The sequence below is a fragment of the Azospirillum sp. ST 5-10 genome (genome assembly GCF_051225715.1).
In the GTDB taxonomy this organism is placed as follows: domain Bacteria; phylum Pseudomonadota; class Alphaproteobacteria; order Azospirillales; family Azospirillaceae; genus Azospirillum.
Map to the genome: position 1 here is coordinate 1 of NZ_JBPJSP010000013.1, position 18910 is coordinate 18910.

Annotated in this window: 16 protein-coding genes and 1 pseudogene; 8 read left to right on the plus strand and 9 right to left on the minus strand. The window is 72.4% G+C overall.

Annotation, left to right across the window (positions count from 1 at the left end; genetic code table 11):
* Window positions 1–126, plus strand: a pseudogene (locus tag ACSBPG_RS15770) (acetyl-CoA C-acetyltransferase); the annotation flags it as partial.
* Window positions 127–427: 301 nt separating this feature from the next.
* On the plus strand, window positions 428–2128 hold the full coding sequence (locus ACSBPG_RS15775) for a methyl-accepting chemotaxis protein (RefSeq protein WP_435538138.1): 1701 nt from the start codon (window positions 428–430) through the stop codon (window positions 2126–2128).
* Window positions 2129–2150: 22 nt separating this feature from the next.
* Here ACSBPG_RS15775 and ACSBPG_RS15780 read toward each other — a convergent pair whose 3' ends face one another.
* From ACSBPG_RS15780 to ptsP, 3 genes are read right to left on the minus strand one after another with little or no spacing between them, the layout of a single operon-like run.
* The gene (locus ACSBPG_RS15780) at window positions 2151–3980 is read right to left on the minus strand and encodes a PTS fructose-like transporter subunit IIB (protein WP_435538139.1); all 1830 of its coding nucleotides are present in this window, start codon (window positions 3978–3980) and stop codon (window positions 2151–2153) included.
* Between the two features lie 12 nt (window positions 3981–3992).
* Window positions 3993–4934, minus strand: a complete 942-nt coding sequence (gene pfkB / locus ACSBPG_RS15785) for a 1-phosphofructokinase (RefSeq protein WP_435538140.1) — start codon at window positions 4932–4934, stop codon at window positions 3993–3995.
* Entirely contained in the window at window positions 4931–7441 is a 2511-nt protein-coding gene (gene ptsP / locus ACSBPG_RS15790) for a phosphoenolpyruvate--protein phosphotransferase (protein ID WP_435538141.1), read from the minus strand. Before ptsP ends, pfkB begins: the two co-directional genes overlap by 4 nt.
* A gap of 193 nt (window positions 7442–7634) precedes the next feature.
* Between ptsP and ACSBPG_RS15795 the strand changes: the two genes are divergently transcribed.
* The 6 genes from ACSBPG_RS15795 to ACSBPG_RS15820 all read left to right on the plus strand — a co-directional run bounded on the left by ACSBPG_RS15795 (window position 7635) and on the right by ACSBPG_RS15820 (window position 12246).
* Window positions 7635–8978 carry an NAD(P)/FAD-dependent oxidoreductase gene (locus ACSBPG_RS15795; protein ID WP_435538142.1) on the plus strand — a complete coding sequence of 448 codons (1344 nt, stop codon included), beginning with the start codon at window positions 7635–7637 and terminating at the stop codon, window positions 8976–8978.
* A 32-nt stretch (window positions 8979–9010) separates the two neighbouring features.
* Entirely contained in the window at window positions 9011–9391 is a 381-nt protein-coding gene (locus ACSBPG_RS15800) for a hypothetical protein (RefSeq protein ID WP_435538143.1), read from the plus strand.
* Between the two features lie 133 nt (window positions 9392–9524).
* Window positions 9525–10001: a GFA family protein gene (locus tag ACSBPG_RS15805; protein ID WP_435538144.1), complete on the plus strand. Its 477-nt coding sequence runs from the start codon at window positions 9525–9527 to the stop codon at window positions 9999–10001.
* A 140-nt stretch (window positions 10002–10141) separates the two neighbouring features.
* The gene (locus tag ACSBPG_RS15810) at window positions 10142–10840 is read left to right on the plus strand and encodes a pirin family protein (RefSeq protein WP_435538145.1); all 699 of its coding nucleotides are present in this window, start codon (window positions 10142–10144) and stop codon (window positions 10838–10840) included.
* A gap of 84 nt (window positions 10841–10924) precedes the next feature.
* A complete protein-coding gene (locus ACSBPG_RS15815; RefSeq protein ID WP_435538146.1) occupies window positions 10925–11410 on the plus strand; it encodes a DUF1579 domain-containing protein in 486 nt (161 codons plus the stop codon).
* A gap of 38 nt (window positions 11411–11448) precedes the next feature.
* The gene (locus ACSBPG_RS15820; protein ID WP_435538147.1) at window positions 11449–12246 is read left to right on the plus strand and encodes a VOC family protein; all 798 of its coding nucleotides are present in this window, start codon (window positions 11449–11451) and stop codon (window positions 12244–12246) included.
* A gap of 24 nt (window positions 12247–12270) precedes the next feature.
* On the opposite strand, the gene ACSBPG_RS15825 is transcribed toward ACSBPG_RS15820, so the two are convergent.
* From ACSBPG_RS15825 to ACSBPG_RS15850, 6 genes are all read right to left on the minus strand, one after another.
* Entirely contained in the window at window positions 12271–13968 is a 1698-nt protein-coding gene (locus tag ACSBPG_RS15825) for a methyl-accepting chemotaxis protein (RefSeq protein ID WP_435538148.1), read from the minus strand.
* 333 nt (window positions 13969–14301) lie between these two features.
* Window positions 14302–14598: a ferredoxin family protein gene (locus ACSBPG_RS15830; RefSeq protein WP_435538149.1), complete on the minus strand. Its 297-nt coding sequence runs from the start codon at window positions 14596–14598 to the stop codon at window positions 14302–14304.
* Window positions 14595–15896 carry an FAD-dependent monooxygenase gene (locus tag ACSBPG_RS15835; protein ID WP_435538150.1) on the minus strand — a complete coding sequence of 434 codons (1302 nt, stop codon included), beginning with the start codon at window positions 15894–15896 and terminating at the stop codon, window positions 14595–14597. Before ACSBPG_RS15835 ends, ACSBPG_RS15830 begins: the two co-directional genes overlap by 4 nt.
* A 22-nt stretch (window positions 15897–15918) precedes the next feature.
* Window positions 15919–17004, minus strand: a complete 1086-nt coding sequence (locus ACSBPG_RS15840; protein WP_435538151.1) for an electron transfer flavoprotein subunit alpha/FixB family protein — start codon at window positions 17002–17004, stop codon at window positions 15919–15921.
* 45 nt (window positions 17005–17049) lie between these two features.
* The gene (locus tag ACSBPG_RS15845; protein WP_435538152.1) at window positions 17050–17901 is read right to left on the minus strand and encodes an electron transfer flavoprotein subunit beta/FixA family protein; all 852 of its coding nucleotides are present in this window, start codon (window positions 17899–17901) and stop codon (window positions 17050–17052) included.
* 275 nt (window positions 17902–18176) lie between these two features.
* Window positions 18177–18854, minus strand: coding sequence for a TetR family transcriptional regulator (locus tag ACSBPG_RS15850; protein ID WP_435538153.1), 678 nt, complete (start codon window positions 18852–18854; stop codon window positions 18177–18179).
* Window positions 18855–18910 lie beyond the last annotated feature (56 nt).

Genomic DNA, 18910 nt, shown 5'->3' on the forward strand with positions numbered 1-18910 from the left:
GCGTCGGGTGCGCGGGTGCTGGTGACCCTCCTGCACGAGATGCAGAAGCGCGACGCCAAGAAGGGCCTCGCCACGCTCTGCATCGGCGGCGGCATGGGCATCGCCCTCTGCGTCGCCCGCGACTGAGCGATCGTCGGTCCGGCGGTCCCGTCCCCCTGCGGTTTCCCCGCGATCCCCAGGGGACGGGACCGCCGCTCTCCCCCCGGCGGCGCAAGACCGGAAGATCGAACCTATCGGGTCGGCGTCGGTGAAGAGAAGATATATAAATGCGATAAATGTCAGTGGGGTGTTCAATTGTTTCCCGGATGTCGTGTCCTGACACGGGTAACAAGGCGCCACTCTTTCAAATGTTATTAACACACCCTGGGTAATTTTCCCGCCCAGATGAATTCTGTTCTGTGACGGCTGACTGCCGGTAGAGGAGATCATGGGCGTGTTAAGCAATCTGTCCATCCGGACGAAGCTCACCATTCTGGTCGTGGTGTCGGTCATCGTGCCGTTCGCGGTGATCGCCGTCAGCGGCACGCTCAGCCACCAGCGCATGGTCGATGACCGGGTGGCGACGGTGCGCGCCGTCGTGGAGACGGGGATCGGGCTCGCGAAGGGGCTCCAGGCCGAGGTCGAGGCTGGCACGCTGACGCGGGACGAGGCGCTGGAGCGGTTCCGCAACGCCTTGCACAGCATGTATTACAACGGCGGCGCGGACTACATGTATGCCTACGACATGAAGGGCATCGCGGTCGCCAACCCGTCGAACCACAAGGCGGTGGGCACGGACCGCACGGGGCTCAAGGACAAGAGCCCGGAGCAGAAGCTGTTCGTCCGCGAGATGGTCGACACCATGCAGCGCCAGGACAGCGCGATCGTCCACTATTCCTGGCCGAAGCTGGGCTCCGAGGTCCCGCTGGAGAAGACGAACTACGTGCAGCGCTTCCAGCCGCTCGGCGTCATCATCGGCTCGGGCGTGTACACCGACGACATCGACGAGGCGTACCAGGCCTTCATGGTGCGCCTGGCCACGACGGCGCTCGCGCTGATCGGCGTCCTGGTGGCGACCGCGTTCCTGATCAACCGTGACATCCACCGCTCGCTGCTGGCGCTGCGGACGAGGATGTCGGCCCTGGCCGCCGGCGACCTCACCGTGCGCTTCCCCGAGGCCGGCCGCCGCACGGAGATCGGCGCCATGGCGCAGGCCCTGGAGGTGTTCCGGGAGAACGCCGAGACCCGCCAGCGCCTCGAGGCCGAGCACGCCGAGATGGTCGAGCGGACGGCCAAGGAGAAGCGCCTCGCCATGGAGACGCTGGCCGCCACCTTCGAGAACTCGGTGGGCGACGCCATCCGGTCGATCACCGCCGAGACCGAGACGCTGCAGAAGCAGGCGCAGACGATGCTCGCCGCCGCCAGTGAGACCGGCAAGCTGGCGACGACCGTGTCGGCGACCACCGAGCAGACCTCGACCAACGTGCAGACCGTCGCCTCGGCCTCGGAGCAGCTCTCCGCCTCCATCGACGAGATCAGCCGGCACGTCAACGTGTCCGGCCGCATCGCCGGCGAGGCCGTCGGCCAGGCGCAGCGCGCCAACACCAAGGTCGGCGGTCTCGCCGAAGCGGTCGAGAAGATCGGCGCCGTGGTCGGGCTGATCAACGACATCGCCTCGCAGACCAACCTGCTGGCGCTCAACGCCACCATCGAGGCGGCGCGGGCCGGCGAGGCCGGCAAGGGCTTCGCCGTGGTGGCGAGCGAGGTCAAGCAGCTCGCCACCCAGACCGCCAAGGCCACCGAGGACATCACCGTTCAGATCTCCGGCATCCAGACGGTCACCAACGACGCCGTGCTGGAGATCCGCGGCATCGCCGAGGTGATCGGCCAGATCAACGAGAACACGATCACCATCTCCTCGGCGGTCGAGGAGCAGGGGGCGGCGACCCGCGAGATCGTCCGCAACATCCAGGAGGCGGCGTCCGGCACGCGGGAGGTCGCGTCCGACATCGGCGGCGTCAGCGGTGCCGCCGACCAGAGCGGCAAGGCGGCCCAGGGCGTCCTCGGCACCTCCCAGCTCCTCGCCTCGCAGGCCGACGCGCTGAACCGGGAGGTCGCGACCTTCCTGCGGACGGTCCGCCAGGCCTGACGGACCGGCCCGGCGGCGCGGCTCAGCGCGCCGCGCCGCCGGGCGCGGCCGTGCCCGGCGGCACCGCCGCGGTCTCGCCGGCGCGGACCGCCGCGGCGTCCTCGGCGATCGGCCGCTTCAGCAGGATCAGCGCCGCCGTGGTGACCAGCGTCCCGGCGACGATGGCGACGATGTAGGGCAGCAGCGGCGCCACCGCGTTGGGGATGGCCAGCACGAAGATGCCGCCGTGCGGCGCCCGCAGGCCGCAGCCGAACCACATGGAGAGCGCCCCGGCGACCGCCGAGCCGGCCATGCAGGCCGGGATCACCCGCAGCGGGTCCTTGGCGGCGAACGGGATGGCGCCCTCGGTGATGAAGGCGAGGCCGAGCACGGCGGCGGCCTTGCCGGCCTCCTGTTCCTGGGCGTTGAAGCGGCTGCGGGCGACCACGGTGGCGAGCGCCAGGGCGAGCGGCGGCGTCATGCCGGCGGCCATGGTGGCGGCCATCGGGGTGAAGGTGCCCGACGCCAGCAGGCCGACCGAGAAGGTGTAGGCCGCCTTGTTGACCGGCCCGCCCATGTCGAGCGCCATCATCGCCCCCAGCAGCAGGCCGAGCGCCACCGCGTTGGCGCCGGTCATGCCCTGGAGGAAGGCGGTCAGCCCGGCCATGATGGCGGCGACCGGCGTGCCGATGACGTAGACCATCAGCAGCCCGACCGCCAGGGTGGCGAGCAGCGGGATGATCAGCACCGGCTTCAGCCCTTCGAGCGTCGCCGGCAGGCGGATGGTGTCGCGCAGCCAGCGGGCGACGTAGCCGGCGAGGAAGCCGGCGACGATGCCGCCGAGGAAGCCGGCGCCGATCTTCGAGGCCAGCATGCCGCCGATGAAGCCGGGCGCCAGCCCCGGCCGGTCGGCGATGGAATAGGCGATGTAGCCCGCCAGGACCGGCACCATCAGCGCGAACGCGCTGCCGCCGCCGATCTCCATCAGGGCGGCCGGCAGGGTGCCCTCCTCCTTGAACGCCTCGATGCCGAAGACGAAGGAGAGCGCGATGATCAGGCCGCCCGCCACGACGAACGGCAGCATGAAGGAGACGCCGGTCAGCAGGTGCTTGTAGGGGCCGGACTGCGCCTCCTTCTGGCGCGCCTTGGCGGCGGCCACGGAGTCCGCGTAGCCGGCCGCGGCGGCCGACGGCGGCGGCAGGGCCAGCGCCGCGTCGATGACGCGGGCCGGCTGCTTGAGCGCCTCGCCGACCGACGTCTTCAGGAGGCGCTTGCCGGCGAAGCGGTCGGTGGCGACGTGGGTGTCGGCGCCGATGATGACGGCGTCCGCTTCGGCGATCTCGGCGTCGCTCAGCGCGTTCTTGGCGCCGACCGAGCCCTGCGTCTCCACCTTGATGCGGTAGCCCTTGGCCTCGGCCGCCCGCTTCAACGCCTCGGCCGCCATGAAGGTGTGGGCGATGCCGGTGGGGCAGGCGGTCACCGCGACCAGCAGCCCACCGCCCCCGGCGGGCGCGGCGGCCGGCGCCGGTCCGGGCGCCGGGGCGACGGCCGCCGCGGCCGCCACCGGCGGGCTCTGGGCCAGCGCCTCGTCGAGCACGCGCCCGGTTTCGCGGATGGCGGTGGCGGTGGTGGTGCGCAGCACCGGCTTGCCGGCGAAGCGGGATTCGTCGACGGCGATGTCGGTGGCCAGGATCACCGCGTCGGCGGCGGCGATGGTCGCGGCGTCGAGCGGGGTCCTCGCCCCTTCCGCGCCCTGGGTCTCGACCTCGATGGTGTGGCCCCTCAGCGCGGCGGTGCGGCGCAGCGCCTCGGCGGCCATGATGGTGTGGGCGATGCCGGTGGGGCAGGCGGTCACGGCCACGAGCTTTGCCATGGCGATCCTCCGCTATTCCAGGGTCTCGACGCGCACGGCGTCCATCAGTTCGGCGATCCGATCGGGCGGCGGCAATTCGGGGCCGAGGCGGGCCAGGGTGCCGGCGGCGAAGGCGGTGCCGCGGCGCGCGCAGGCCTCCAGGTCGCCGCCCTCCAGACGGGATGCCAGCACCCCGGCGACCATGGCGTCGCCGGCGCCGACGGTGCTGGCGACGGTGACCGGCGGCGGCACCGCCAGCAGGGCGTGCCCGTCCGCCACGAACACCGCCCCGTCGGCCCCCAGCGAGACCACCACCAGGGCGATGCCGGACGCGGCGAGGTCGCGCGCCGCGGCGACCACCGCCCCGCGGTCGGCCAGCGGCCGGCCCAGCAGCTCCGCCAGCTCGTGCACGTTGGGCTTGACCATGTCGGGGCGGGCGGCGACGGCGCGGCGCAACGGCTCGCCGCTGGCGTCCACCGCGACGAAGGCGCCGTGGCCGCGCAGGTGCGCCACCAGCTCGGCGTAGGCGGTGTCGGGCACGCCGGCCGGCACGCTGCCGGCCAGCACGAAGGTGTCGGCGTCGGCCGCCAGCTCCTCCACCGTCTTGATCAGGGCGCGCCAGGATTCCGCCGGCACGTGCAGGCCGGGCAGGTTGATGTCGGTGACCGAGCGGGCCTCGCGGTCGACCACCTTGATGTTCACCCGGCTGGTGCCGGGCAGGCGCAGGCAGCGATCGCGGATGTGGCGGCGGCGGAACAGCGCCTCGAACACCGCGGCGTTCTCCTCGCCGAGGAAGCCCGTCGCGGTCACCGGCCGCGGGCCCCCGGACAGGAAGGCGGCGACGTTGATCCCCTTGCCGCCGGCGGTGCGCGTCTCCGCCACCGCGCGGTTCACCGCCCCGGCGGTGAAGCCCGGCACGTCGAGGGTCTGGTCGACCGCGGCGTTCAGGGTGACGGTGACGATGGCGTTCTTCATGCCGCACCTCCGGCGCCGGCGAAGCGGTCGCGCACCAGCGCCCGCACCTCGGCCGCGTCGGCGCAGGCCAGCGCGTCGCGGGCGGCCGCCTCGGCGTCGGCCATGGCGATGCCGCGCAGGCGCGCCTTGACCGAGGGCACGGCGGGGATGGCGACGCTCAGCTCGCTCACGCCCAGGCCGGCGAGGACGACGGCGCCCGCCGGATCGCCGGCGATGCCGCCGCACGCCCCCACCCAGATGCCGGCGTCGCGGGCGGCCGCCACCGTGCGCTCGACCATGCGCAGCACGGCCGGGTGCAGCCCGTCGGCGCGCGGGGCGAGCACCGGGTGCAGCCGGTCCATCGCCAGCACGTACTGCGTCAGGTCGTTGGTGCCGATGGAGAAGAAGTCGACCTCGCGGGCCAGCCGGTCGGCCATCATGACCGCCGAGGGCACCTCGATCATGATCCCCAGCTCCACCGGATCGGCACCGACCTCGCGGCGCACCTCCTCGGTGATCGCCTTGGCCCGTGCCAGCTCGTCGGGGGTGGCGATCATCGGATACATGATGCGGACGGGACCGTCGGCCGCAGCCCGCAGCATCGCCCGCAGCTGGGTGCGGAACAGGTCCTCGCGCTCGAAGCACAGGCGGATGCCGCGCACGCCGAGGAACGGGTTGGCCTCGGCCGGCAGGCGCAGGTAGGGCACGTTCTTGTCGCCGCCGATGTCGAGGGTGCGCAGGATGATCGGCAGCCCGTTCATGGCCCGCACCATGGTGCGGTAGGCCGCGAGCTGCTCCTCCTCGTCGGGGGGCAGGTCGCGCTGCAGGAACAGGAACTCGGTGCGCATCAGCCCGACGCCCTCGCCGCCGGCCTCCACCGCCTGGGCGGCCTCGGCGGGGTCGGAGATGTTGGCGGCGACCTCCACCCGCTTGCCGTCGGTGGTGATGGCCGGCTTGTAGCGGTCGAGCCGCTCGGCCTCGCGCCGCTCGCCCACGGCGACGCGGGCGGTCTCGGCGCGGGCGCGGTCGCGCTCGCTGGGGTCGGCCACCAGCACGCCGCCGTCGCCGTCGAGGATGGCCTCCCGTCCGTTCTCCAGGTCGAGCACCGCCGGGCCGGCGGCGACCACGGCGGGGATGTCGAGCGAGCGGGCGATGATCGCCGTGTGCGAGGTGGCGCCGCCGCCGCCCGTGCACAGCCCCAGCACCATGGCGGGGTCGAGCTTGGCGGTGTCGGACGGCTCCAGGTCCTCGGCGAGCAGGATGACGGGGTGGTCGGGCAGGGCGGCGGCGGTCCCGCGGACCTCGGCCAGCAGGCGCAGCACCCGGCGGCCGACGTCGCGCAGGTCGGCGGCGCGGCCGGCCAGCAGGGCGTCCGAGAGCTGCGCCAGGGTGGCGGCGCGCTCCTCGTACACCGCCCGCCACGCCCAGCCGGCGCTTGCCCCCTGATCGATGCGGGCGTGCGCCTCGGCGACCATCTCGGGATCGTCCAGCAGCTCCTGGTGGGCCTTGAAGATGGCCGCCTTGGCGGCGCCGGCCTTCTTCCAGAACGCCTCGTGCAGGGTGCGCAGGTCGGCGGCGGCGCCGGACAGCGCCTCGTCCAGGCGGCGGTGCTGCACCGCCGGGTCGGCGGCGGTCTCCGCCACCCGCAGCTCCTCGCGCTGGAAGCGCCAGACCGTGCCGATCGACACGCCGGGCGAGGCGGCGATGCCGACGATGGCGTGCCCGTCGTAGTCGAGGTCGGCCGGCGCGGCCCGCGCCGGCGGCGGCGCCGGCGGCGGTGCGGCGGCGGCGGCCGGCTCGTCGAGGCCGGCCGCGAAGGCGTCGGCGATGGCGGCCAGCGCGGCGTCGGCGTCGTCGCCCGCCGCGGTGACGGTGATCGGCTGGCCGCCCGACACGCCGAGGCGGAGCAGCGACACCAGGCTGCGGGCGTTGGCGACGCCGTCGCCGTGGCGCACGGCGATTTCGGCGCGGAAGCGCTTGGCGACCTCCACCAGCGCGGTGGCGGGGCGGGCGTGCAGGCCGTGCGGCACCGGGGCGACGAGGTCGATCGAGCGGCCGCCGGCCGGCGTGGCGGCGGCGGGCGCCGCGGGCGCCGGCGCCGCGGCGCCGTTGAGCGTGGCGACGATCTCGTCCGGGTCGGTGGTCGTGCCCAGCCGTTCCGCCTGCGCCGGGTCGCCGAGCACGCCGGTGAGGCGTTGCAGGACGGCGATGTGCTCGTCCGACTTGGCGGCGATGCCGACGACGACGCGGGCCGGCTCGCCGGTGCCCCAGTCGACCCCCCGGGGGAACTGGGCGACGACGACGCCGGTGCGGCGCACGAGGTCGCGCGCCTCGGGCTGGCCGTGCGGAATGGCGATGCCGCTGCCGAGATAGGTGCCGGCGATGCGCTCGCGCCCCAGCATGCTGTCGACGTATCCGGGCTCGATCAGGCCGCTGTCGACCATGAGCTGGCCGGCACGGCGGATGGCGTCGGTCTTGTCCGTCGCCGTGAGCCCCAGGCGCACCTGCGCCGCGCTGACCTTCAGCATCGGCTGTTCCCTCCCTTGGAGAATTTCTGTGCCGATCGGGTGGTGCTCACGACACCACGGCACGGCTTGCCTTATCAAGAGGTGTAACGCCGCATGCCGGGCGGCGTTCCTCGAACGGCCGGACGTGCCGTCGGCCGCCGGCCGCTGTTGGTGGTGTGCCGCATTGCAACAGCCCGACGCCCGCATACCGCCGATGGACAGCCCCGACCGCACTCCCCGCGACCCCGGCCCGCTCGCCGGCGACCGCTCGCCCCGCGTCGTCATCGTCGGCGCCGGATTCGGCGGCCTCGCCTGCGCCCGCGAGCTGGGCCGCCGCGGCGTCCACGTGACGGTGATCGACCGCAACAACTATCACCTCTTCGTGCCGCTGCTCTACCAAGTCGCCACCGCCGCCCTGTCGCCGGCCGACATCGCCACGCCGATCCGCTCCATCCTCGGCCGGCACCGCAGCGTGGAGGTGCTCCTGGCCGAGGTGACCGGGGTCGACACGGCGGGCCGGCGGGTGCAGCTGGCCGGCGGCGCCGCCGTTCCCTACGACCGGCTGGTGCTGGCGACCGGCTCGGTCTACAGCTATTTCGGGCATGCGGACTGGCCGGCCTTCGCCCCCGGCCTGAAGACCGTGGAGAACGCCCGGCACATCCGCACCCGCCTGCTGACGGCGTTCGAGCAGGCGGAGATGTGCGACGATCCGGCCCGCCGCGAGGACCTGATGACGACGGTGATCGTCGGCGGCGGTCCGACCGGCGTCGAGATGGCCGGGGCGGTGGCCGAGCTGACCCGCTTCGCCCTGGCCCGCGACTTCCGCCGCATCGACCCGCGCTCGGCCCGCGTGCTGCTGGTGGAGGCGGGACCGCGCATCCTCGCCGCCTTTCCCGACGATCTCGCCGATTACGCGCGGCGCCGGCTGGAAGGGCTGGGGGTCACGGTGATGACGGGACAGGCGGTGGAGCGGATCGACGCCGCCGGGGTCACCGTGTTCGGGCGGACCATTGCCGCCGGGACGGTGGTCTGGGGGGCCGGCGTGGCGGCCTCGCCGGCCGGCCGGTGGCTCGGCGTGGAGACCGACCGCGGCGGGCGCATCCGCGTCGCCGCCGACCTGTCGGTGCCCGGCCGTGACGGCGTCTACGCGCTGGGCGACACGGCCCTGGCGGCCGGCGACGACGGCAAGCCGCTGCCGGGGCTGGCCCAGGTCGCCAAGCAGCAGGGCGAGCATCTCGGCCGGGCGCTGGCCGCCGACCTGCGCGACGGCACGCCGCCGCCGCCCTTCCGCTTCCGCAACCGCGGCAACACGGCGATCATCGGCCGCAACGCCGCGGTGTTCGATTTCGGCCGGCGTCGGCTCAAGGGCTGGCTCGCCTGGGTGCTCTGGGCCATCGTCCACGTCTACCTGCTGGTGGGCGGCGAGAAGCGCCTCCTCGTCACCACCCAATGGCTGTGGCGCTATCTCACCTACGAGCGCGGTGCCCGCCTGATCGCCGACGGCCCGCCGCCCGTCCCGGACGCCGTGGCCGCCGAACGGCCACGGCGCCACGGCTGAGGCTTTCGCCCCCGATGCACGGAGCAGCGACCATGCCAACGTCCAGCATCGCCGATCCGCAGCCGGGCGGCGTCATCCCGACGCGCGTCCACGGGCTGATCGATTACGCCGCCGGGGCGGCGCTCGCCGCCGCGCCGCGGGCGATGGGCTGGCACGGCGCCACCGGCCGGCTGATGACGGCGGCCGCCGCCGGCAGCGCCGCCTACGCGCTCGCCACCGACTACGAGTGGGGCGTGGCGCCGCTGCTGAGCATGGACGCGCACCTCGCCATCGACGCGGTGCAGGGGGCCGGCTTCCTCGGCGCCGCCCTGCTGCTCCGCCGCGAGCCGGTGCCGGCCCGGCTGGCGATGGCGGGCTACGGCCTGTTCGCCCTGGCGGTCGTCGCGCTGAGCGAACGGCGCCCCGGGCGATGATGTATTCTTGAACGCCGCCCGGTCGTGCGCGATGCGCCGGGCAGCCGGGTCGCCGCCGAGATCTCCCCGCCGGCCGCGGGGCGATTCCGGGCCGGCGCCCGCCCCGACCCCCCTGTTCGATCGGAGAGCAACGATGCGACTCGACGGCTCCTGCCATTGCGGCGCGGTGCGGTTCTCGGTGGAGGCCTACGCGCCGGTCCCCTTCCTGCGCTGCTACTGCTCGATCTGCCGCAAGACGGCCGGTGGCGGCGGCTACGCCATCAATCTCGGGGCCAAGGCGCCGACCTTGACGGTCTCCGGCGAGGAGGCCATCGGCGTCTTCCACGCCACCGTCGACGGCCGGCCGAGCCCGGCCGAGCGCCGCTTCTGCACGCGCTGCGGTTCGGCCCTGTGGCTGTGGGACCCGCGCTGGCCCGACCTCGTCCATCCCCACGCCAGCGCCATCGACACGCCGCTGCCCGAACCGCCGGAGCAGGTGCACATGATGCTGGGGTCCAAGGCCAACTGGGTGCGCGTCGACGCCCGGCCCGACGAGGGGCGGTACGAGGACTACCCCACCCAGTCGCTGGAGGACTGGCACCGGGAGCACGGGCTGCTGGACGAGGGGTGAGACACCGCCGGCATTGTTGTGCATCGAGCAACATAGAGGCGATCAATGCGCTGATTATCTCCAGGTTGGGAGTGCCTATCTTCCTGGTCAGACGAGGCCCGCGGCGATCCCGCCCGGGCCCAAGCGACAGGAGACCCGCAATGATCGTCGTTCGTCCCGCCGAAGAGCGTGGTGCCGTCGATTTCGGCTGGCTGGACAGCCACCACACCTTCTCCTTCGGCCATTACCACGATCCGCGCCACATGGGGTTCGGCGCGCTGCGCGTCATCAACGACGACCGCGTGGCGCCGGGCGGCGGCTTCGGGGCGCACCCGCACCGCGACATGGAGATCATCTCCTACGTGCTGGACGGCGCCCTGGAGCACAAGGACAGCCTCGGCACCGGATCGGTGATCCGGCCCGGCGACGTGCAGCGGATGAGCGCCGGCACGGGGATCGTCCACAGCGAGTTCAACCACTCCGCCAGCGATCCCGTGCACTTCCTGCAGATCTGGATCATCCCCGAGTCGCGGGGGCTGGCGCCCGGCTATGAGCAGCGGTCGTTTCCGGCGGCCGAGCGTCAGGGCGCGGCGCGTCTGGTGGCGTCGCGCGACGGCCGCGACGGCAGCCTGACCGTGCACCAGGACGTCGACCTCTACGCCACCCTGCTCGGCGCCGGCGGCACGGTCGCCCTCGACCTGCGGCCGGGCCGGCGGGCCTGGGTGCAGGTCGCCCGCGGCGCCGTGACCCTGGACGGCACGCCCCTGAAGGAGGGTGACGGCGCCGCCGTGACCGACGCCGCCCGCCTCACCCTCGCCAGCGAGCACGGTGCGGAGGCCCTGGTGTTCGACCTCGCCTGATCCTTCCGAGGTCGTTTGACACGCGGACATTGCGTTGATATCAACGCAATGTCCGTCGCCGTGACGACCAACAGGGAGGGAAGGATGACACCGGCCGAACCGCACGCGATGCATCGCTGGCTTCAGACGCTCGTCGGGGACTGGGCGGTGTCCTGCGAGGCGCCGCCGGGGGCGCCGCCGGGAACGCCGATGCCGGACTGGACCGAGACGGTGCGGTCGCTGAACGGCCTGTGGGTCGTCGCCGAGGGGCGCGGCGAAATGCCCGGCGGGGGAACCGCGACGACCGTCATGACGCTCGGCTACGATCCGCAGCGGGAACGCTTCGTCGGCACCTGGGTCGGCTCGATGATGACCCACCTCTGGGTCTATGACGGGACGCTGGACGGGAGCGGCCGCACGCTCACCCTGGACACCGTCGGGCCCGACATGGCGGGGCAGGGAAAGCTCGTCCGCTACCAGGACATCGTCACCGTCGAGGACGGGGATCACCGGGTGCTGCGGTCGCAGGCGCTGGGCGACGACGGCGTCTGGAAACCGGTCGTGACGATGCGCTACCGGCGGACGGCGTGACCGCGCCGCCCCTCGATCCGTCCACAGGGAGACATCGGATGTCCAGTGTTCAAGGCCGGTTCGTCTGGTACGAGCTGATGACCACCGACGCCACGGCCGCCCTGGCCTTCTACCGCGACGTCGTCGGCTGGGACGGCCGCGACGCCGGCATGCCGGGCATGGCCTACACCATCCTGTCCGCCGGAGAGGCCGCCATCGGCGGGCTGATGGATCTGCCGGAGGAAGCCCGCGCCGCCGGCGCACGGCCGGGCTGGATCGGCTACGTCGCGGTCGACGACGTCGACGCGGCGGCGGCGGCCGTGACGGCCGGTGGCGGCGCGGTCCACCGCGCCCCGGCGGACATCCCCGGCGTCGGCCGCTTCGCCATCGTCGCCGATCCCGGCGGCGCCGTGTTCGCGCTGTTCGTCGGCGGCCCGTGCGACGGCCCGGCCGCCGCGCCGCCCGTCGCGCCGCCTGCCGCGCCGATGGGCAGGCCGGGCCATGTCGGCTGGCACGAGCTGTACGCCGCCGACCGCGAGGCGGCCGCCGCCTTCTACGCCGGCCTCTTCGGCTGGACCAAGGGGGACGCCCTGGACATGGGCCCGCTGGGGATCTACCAGCTGTTCGCCCGCGACGGCGAGACCTTGGGCGGCATGATGACCCGGCCGGACTCGGTGCCGGCGCCGTTCTGGCTCTACTACGTCCAGGTCGCCGGCATCGACGCCGCGGCCGATCGCGTGTGGGCGGGCGGCGGCCGCATCCTGCTCGGCCCCCAGGAGGTGCCGGGCGGGGCGTGGATCGTCCAGTGCCTCGACCCGCAGGGCGCCATCTTCGCCCTGGTTGGCCCCAGGGGCTGAGCGCGGCGGCGGCGACCGGGCGGATCAGGCCCGCTGCCGCCGCTCGATGTCCTGGACGGACTCGCGCACCACGCGCACCAGCGCGGTGCGCAGATCGTCGACGCTCTTCGACACGGTGCTGGCGGCGGCGCGCAGGTCGGCCGCGCGGCCGCCGCTGGCGCCGGCCTCGGTGGAGACGGTGGCGATGCGCGTCGACACCTCCTGCACCGCGTGTGCCGTCTCGCCGACGTTGCGGCTGATCTCCTGGGTGGCGGCCGCCTGCTCCTCCACCGCCGCGGCGATCGACCCGGCGACATGGTCCATCTCGGCGATGGAGCGGCCGATCTCCGCCACCGCGTTCACCGCCCGGCCGGTGACCGTCTCGATCTCGGCGATCTGCGCGGCGATCTCCTCGGTGGCCTTGGCGGTCTGCGTGGCCAGCGTCTTCACCTCGCCGGCCACCACGGCGAAGCCCTTTCCCGCCTCGCCGGCGCGCGCCGCCTCGATCGTGGCGTTCAGCGCCAGCAGGTTGGTCTGGCTGGCGATGCTCTGGATCAGCTTGGTGACGTCGCCGATGCGGACCACGGTCTCCGACAGGGAGCGGATCGTCCGATGCGCCCGTTCGCCGCTGTCGACCGCGGTCTTGGCAACCGCGCTGGCGTGGACGACCTGGCCGCCGATCTCGCGGATCGACGCCGCCAGCTCCTCGGTCGCCGAGGCGACGGCCTGGGCCGTCTGCATCGCCTGGGCGGCGGCGGCGGCCACCGACTGGGAATCCGCGCCCACCGCCTCGGCCGACCGGGCCATGGCGCCGGCGCTGTCGTCCATCCGCCGGGCATGCCCGCCGACCTGGGTGACGGCGTCGGCGGTGGCACGCTCGACCGCCTGGGCCAGTTCCGCCAGGGCGTCCATCATGGCGCGCGCCGCCTCGGTCCGATGCCGCTCCTGGACGGCGAGCAGGCGCCGGTTCTCCAGCCCGTTGCTCTTGAACACCTCGACCGCCCGGGCCATGGCGCCGATCTCGTCGCGCGCCCCGGTGGCGGGGATGGCCACGCCGTAGTCGCCGCCGGCCATCCGCTCCATGGTGTCGGTCAGGCGGTTGACCGGCCCGACCACCCGGCGCTGCACCACCGCGGCGGCCCCGGCGATGGTCACCGCCGCCACCCCCAGCAGCAGCCAGGACACCAGCGTCGCCTCCTCGTGGTCGGCCTGGGCGGCGGCGTAGCTCTCGCCGGCCACCCGGACCTGCAGGTCGATGAGCGCGCCGATCCGTTCGGTCACGGGGTCGATCGTCTGATAGAGGGTGTTGCGCACGAAATCGTCCAGCGCCGCGGCGTCCCTGGCCGACAGGATGCCCTGCAGGCGCTCCACCGCGCGGTCGGCCGCCGCCATGAGCGGCTTGGCCTGCTCCGCCAGCGCGGCCTCCTCGGCGACGAGCCTGGTGGCGAGGTAGGCCTGCCAGCGGGCGCGGATGTCCTTCGCGGCGGTGGCGACGGAGCGCTGCCCCTCCTCCCACACGAAGTTGCCGTTGCGCACCTTGTGCGAGGCGTCGACGATGAAGACGGCGTAGGCGTCGGAGACGATCTTGAGATCGCGCAACGGCACCACCCGGTCGGCATAGACGGTTTCGAGGCCGCGGTTGGCGGTGGTGAGGGCGCGCATGCCGACGAGATCGCTCAATGCCAGCAGGCCGCCGAGGACGGCCAACAGCGCCAGCAGAACGAACCGGATGGTCAAACGCATGGGGAAATCCTTCCGAGTGCGTCCGTCGAACCGCCGGCCGGTGGGGAACGCGATCGGATGCTAAACCTAAAATTTGCGCTCCTCAACAGTATCCGCCTGTAACAAACGCCGTCGTCACCCGTGCCTATGCAGTGAACGCGACGTATCGCGCGACAGCTTCTTGCGTGTTACTTGATTGAAACAAACCTGTCGTAGTGCCGTTTTTCCTGTGCCGCTGCACCTCGGGCGCCGGCCCCGCCTCCGCGACGAGATCCCCGTCCCGCCGCCGGGAGAGGGGATCGGTCCCGGCGGGGCGGGGACGAGGCGGGCGCCGGATGCCGGTGAACCGGCCGCTCAGCCGAACTTGTAGGAGATGCCGTAGCCGCCGCGCGGGTAGTCCCAGAGGATGTTGCCCTTGTCCTGGCACACCACCCGGCAGGTGCCGCACTCCAGGCAGCCGTCGGTCGCCAGGTTCACCGCACCGTTCTCGTCCTTGGTGTAGCAGGCGGCCGGGCAGCACCAGGTGCAGGGCTGCGTCGCGCAGGTCCGGCAGGTCTCCTCCGCCTTGATGCGGATGTGCGGCCGGCTCTCGTCGACGATGTAGCGGTTCTGGTAGAGCTTGTCTTCGACCTTGATCGTCATGTGGCTCATCGGAAGGCCCTCGCCAGCTTGATCGCGTCGCCCATCAGACCGAGGAAGGAGCGCTTCTTCACGAAGGAACGCATGATCTCCTTCTCCTTGGTCAGCTTGTCGACGCTGTCCACGGTGAACAGGGAGTGTGCCGCGCCGTTGATCAGGTCCGGGTAGGCCCCGAAGAACTGCTTGTTGGCGTGCATGATGTCGGGCAGGTCCTTGTACTTCTTCAGGTCCTTCATGACGAAGGAGGCGTCCAGCCGCTTCTTGTAGGCGGCGAGGTTGGCGGCGGTCGCCGGCTTGCCCGCCCGCTTCAGCTCGACGATGGTCTCCGCCGCCATGCGGCCCGACGCCATGGCGAGGTTGGAGCCCTCGCGGTGGGCGGCGTTGTTGAGATGGGCGGCGTCGCCCACCACCATCCAGCCGTCGCCGACGAGGTCCGGGACGGCGTTGTAGCCGCCCTCGGGGATCATGTGGGCGGCGTACTCCTTCATCTCCGCGCCGTCGATCAGCGGCTTGATGACGGGATGGTTCTTCAGGTCCTCCAGCAGCCGGTAGGGCGCCACGCCGGCCGTCTTGAAGTCGGAGATCAGGCAGCCGATGCCGATCGTGAGCGACTCCTTGTTGGTGTAGAGGAAGGCCGTGCCCACCATGCCCTTGGTGACCTTGCCCATGATCTCGATGACCACGCCTTCCTCGTCCTTGAGGCCGAAGCGCTGCTCGATCAGCTCGGGGTCGATGAACAGGATCTCCTTGACCGCCAGGGCCACGTTCTGCGGCGCCAGTTCCGGGTGGAAGCCGGCGCGCTTGGCCAGCAGCGCGTTGACCCCGTCGCCCATCACCACCACGTCGGCGTGGATCTCGCCGCCGGCCCGGTCGGTGCGCACGCCGTAGACCCGGCCCATCTCGTCGCGCAGCAGCTCGGTCACCGTGGTCTCGCAGATCTGCAGGCCGCCGGCCTTGCGGATGCGCTCGGAGAACCACTTGTCGATGTTGGCGCGGATGATGGTGTAGCGGTTGGGGGCGTCGCTGTTGAAGCTGTCGGAGCGGTAGTTGGTGCCGATGTAGCTGTCGTCGCCGAGCAGCCAGATCCGCTGCTCGATGATGTGGCGCTCGGTGGGGCAGTCGTCGCGGAAGTCGGGGATGATCTTCTCCAGCTCCGCGGCGTACATGATGCCGCCCTGCACGTTCTTGGCGCCGGGATACTCGCCGCGCTCGAGCTGGAGCACGTTCAGGCCGGCCTTGGCCAGGGTGTAGGTCGCCGCGTTGCCGGACGGGCCGGCACCGATGACGATGGCGTCGAACGTCTCGACCATGTCCTGTGGACCTCCTCGTCCGTCAGCTTGCCAGCCGGTTGACCGCGAGCCGCGACGAGAAGGCGGCGGTCAGGGCGGGCAGGATCTTCAGCGCGTCGCCGACGATGCCCTGGTGGGCGAAGTCGAAGATGGGCGCGTTGGGGTCGGTGTTGATGGCCAGGATCAGGTCGGACTTCTCCATGCCGACCCGGTGCTGGATGGCGCCGGAGATGCCGGCGGCGATGTAGAGCTTCGGGCGCACCGTCTTGCCGGTCTGCCCCACCTGGCGGTCGTTGCCGACCCAGCCCGCCTGGACCAGCGGGCGCGACGCGCCGACCTCGGCCCCGAGGACCCTGGCGAGGTCCCACACCAGGCTCATGTTCTCGGGCTTCTGCAGCCCCTTGCCGGCGGCGACGATGACGTCGGCGAAGGCGAGCTGGGCCTCGTTGCGCTCGCTGTCGGGGATGAAGCTCAGCACCTTGGTGACGAAGTCCTCCTCGGCCAGGGTCGGCGTCACCGGGACGACGCGGCCGACGCGGCTCTCGTCGCGCTCCGGCATGGCCATGACGCGCGGGCGCACGGTCGCCATCTGCGGCCGGTAGGCGAGCGTCTGGATGGTGCAGAGCAGGGTACCGCCGAAGGTCGGCCGGGTCGCCGCCAGGCTGCGGTTCTCGGCGTAGATGTCGAGCTCGGTGCAGTCGGCGGTGAGGCCGGTGGTGAGCGTGGTGGCGATGGCGCCGGCGAGGTCGCGGCCGAGCGTGGTGGCGCCCAGCAGCACGATCTCCGGCTTGTGGGTGTTGACCACCTCGGTCATCACCCGGGCGTAGGGGTCGGTGCGGTAGTCGGCCAGCACCGGGTGGGTGACCCGGTAGACGAGGTCGGCGCCGTAGCCGAAGGCCTCGCCGCAGATGCGGTCGATGTCGGGGCCGTCGGCGCCCAGCACCACGGCGCCCACCTCGACGCCCAGCTTGTCGGCGAGCTTGCGGGCCTCGCCCACCAGCTCCCAGGACACGGAATGGACGGCGCCGCGCTCCTGCTCGACGATCACCCACACGCCCTGGTAGGCCTTCAGGTGCTCGGGCAGTTGGAAGCGGCGGCCCTGCGGCTTGCTCGGTGCGGCTTCGCTCATGGCTTCTCTCTCGACGCGGGGAGGGGTGGGGTGGGGGAGGGCGGCCTAGAAGCCGGCCGCGGCGCGGGCCAGAAGGTCGGCGGCCAGCTTGGGCTGGGCGGCGAAGACCGTGTCCACCGCGGCCGCGGCGAGCGCCGCGGGGGCGCCGCCCTCCGCCTCGATGAAGCGGGCCTTCTCGGCGCGCGGCTTGGGCACGAACACCTTGGACACGACGGTGGGCGAGCCCTTGAGGCCCACCTTGCTCTCGTCCTCGACGCAGTCGTCCTTGCTCCACACCTTGATCTCGGTGCGGGCGGCGCGGAACAGGTCGTCCATGGTGCCGAAGCGGATGGCGTTGGTGCCCTCCAGCATCGTCACCATCACCGGCAGCCTGGTCTTGAGCACCTGCACGCCGCCCTCGGAGCGGCGGTGCACGGTGACCTCCCGCCGCTCCAGGTCGAGGTCCTCGATGGCGGAGATGTAGGTGAGCTGCTGCAGGCCGAGCCGGGTGGCGATGCCGGGGCCGACCTGGGCGGTGTCGCCGTCGACCGTCTGCTTGCCGCAGAACACCATGTCGACCGGCTCCTCCTCGCCCAGCTTGCGGATCGCCGAGGCGAGCGCGTAGGAGGTGGCGAGCGTGTCGGAGCCGGCGAACTTGCGGTCGGTCAGCAGCACCGCCCGGTCGGCGCCGAACGACAGCGCCTTGCGCAGCGACGCCTCGGCCATCGGCGGGCCCATCGTCAGCATGGTGACCCTGGCGCCGGTCCTGTCCTTGATGCGCAGCGCCTCTTCCAGCGAGAACAGGTCGTAGGGGTTGATGATCGCCGGGACGCCCTGGCGCATGATGGTGTTGGTCACCGGGTGTATGCGGATCTGGGCGCTGTCGGGCACCTGCTTGATACAGACGACGATGTGCATCCCGGTCTCCTGAAAACGTGCGTGCCGCTTGCCTCCCTCCCGTACAGCAAGCGGCGTGCCAGCGGATCGGGAGGCTCTAACGGCTTGGTTTTCCCAGGATTCCTCCCGGACGGGACGGGTGCGCCGACGTGTCGCGATTCCGACACGGGCGGGGTTTTGTCGGGTTCGGGACAGGCGCGGCGGTGCGGGCGGACCGGCCGTTCCTCGAGGCCCCCCGCCGCCCCGGGCCGGACCGGGAGAGGGGCGGGCCGCCCGCCGGGAGATGTGTGGCTCCGCTAGCCGACGCCGGGAGCGGGATCGGGTGGCGGCGCGTGGCGCGGCGCGAGGGAGCCCAGGGGCCGTTTCTGCAGCGAGCGGAAGAAGGCGGTCACGCACGCCTGCGCCGGGGCGACGGCCGCCTCGGGGGTGTCGCTCTGCAGCATGCGGTCCAGCAGGCCCATCATCAGGGCGTGCATGGCGAGCGCCGCCGTGGCCGGCGTCCACAGCGGCGACAGCTCGCCGCGCTGGGCCGCCCGCTCGAAGAAGCGCGCCGCCCGCTCGATCATCTGGTCGATGTGGTCCTGCTTGCGCTGGGCGATCGCCCGCATGTCCTCCACGAACTCGCAGCGGTGGTGGAGGATGGTGAAGACCCGGCGGCGGCGGAGGTCGGTCGCCATGACGGCGATCACGTCGTTGAGGGTGTCGCAGAGCCGCGCCACCGAGTCCTCGTGATCGGTGTCGAGCAGCCATTCCAGCACGTCGGCCTGGGGCAGGCGGGCGCGCGCCTGCATCGCCTCGAACAGGGCGACCTTGTCGCGGAAGTGCCAGTAGACGGCGCCGCGCGTCACCCCGGCCGCCCGCGCCACCTCCTCCAGGCTGGTGCGGGCGACCCCGCGCTCGTGGAACCGTTCCTCCGCGGCGTCGAGGATCGCGTCGCGGGTCCGCTCCGCCTCCTCCTTCGTCCGTCGCGCCATCAGCGTTTCCCCCCGCCGGCCGGTGACCGATCTTTACATACATACATGATTGTCGG

What these genes read in the sequence shown, in the direction of transcription:
- ACSBPG_RS15775 (WP_435538138.1), top strand. Translation starts at nt 428, where the DNA reads ATGGGCGTGTTAAGCAATCTGTCCATCCGGACGAAGCTCACCATTCTG.
- ACSBPG_RS15780 (WP_435538139.1), bottom strand. Translation starts at nt 3,980, where the DNA reads ATGGCAAAGCTCGTGGCCGTGACCGCCTGCCCCACCGGCATCGCCCAC.
- pfkB (WP_435538140.1), bottom strand. Translation starts at nt 4,934, where the DNA reads ATGAAGAACGCCATCGTCACCGTCACCCTGAACGCCGCGGTCGACCAG.
- ptsP (WP_435538141.1), bottom strand. Translation starts at nt 7,441, where the DNA reads ATGCTGAAGGTCAGCGCGGCGCAGGTGCGCCTGGGGCTCACGGCGACG.
- ACSBPG_RS15795 (WP_435538142.1), top strand. Translation starts at nt 7,635, where the DNA reads ATGGACAGCCCCGACCGCACTCCCCGCGACCCCGGCCCGCTCGCCGGC.
- ACSBPG_RS15800 (WP_435538143.1), top strand. Translation starts at nt 9,011, where the DNA reads ATGCCAACGTCCAGCATCGCCGATCCGCAGCCGGGCGGCGTCATCCCG.
- ACSBPG_RS15805 (WP_435538144.1), top strand. Translation starts at nt 9,525, where the DNA reads ATGCGACTCGACGGCTCCTGCCATTGCGGCGCGGTGCGGTTCTCGGTG.
- ACSBPG_RS15810 (WP_435538145.1), top strand. Translation starts at nt 10,142, where the DNA reads ATGATCGTCGTTCGTCCCGCCGAAGAGCGTGGTGCCGTCGATTTCGGC.
- ACSBPG_RS15815 (WP_435538146.1), top strand. Translation starts at nt 10,925, where the DNA reads ATGACACCGGCCGAACCGCACGCGATGCATCGCTGGCTTCAGACGCTC.
- ACSBPG_RS15820 (WP_435538147.1), top strand. Translation starts at nt 11,449, where the DNA reads ATGTCCAGTGTTCAAGGCCGGTTCGTCTGGTACGAGCTGATGACCACC.
- ACSBPG_RS15825 (WP_435538148.1), bottom strand. Translation starts at nt 13,968, where the DNA reads ATGCGTTTGACCATCCGGTTCGTTCTGCTGGCGCTGTTGGCCGTCCTC.
- ACSBPG_RS15830 (WP_435538149.1), bottom strand. Translation starts at nt 14,598, where the DNA reads ATGAGCCACATGACGATCAAGGTCGAAGACAAGCTCTACCAGAACCGC.
- ACSBPG_RS15835 (WP_435538150.1), bottom strand. Translation starts at nt 15,896, where the DNA reads ATGGTCGAGACGTTCGACGCCATCGTCATCGGTGCCGGCCCGTCCGGC.
- ACSBPG_RS15840 (WP_435538151.1), bottom strand. Translation starts at nt 17,004, where the DNA reads ATGAGCGAAGCCGCACCGAGCAAGCCGCAGGGCCGCCGCTTCCAACTG.
- ACSBPG_RS15845 (WP_435538152.1), bottom strand. Translation starts at nt 17,901, where the DNA reads ATGCACATCGTCGTCTGTATCAAGCAGGTGCCCGACAGCGCCCAGATC.
- ACSBPG_RS15850 (WP_435538153.1), bottom strand. Translation starts at nt 18,854, where the DNA reads ATGGCGCGACGGACGAAGGAGGAGGCGGAGCGGACCCGCGACGCGATC.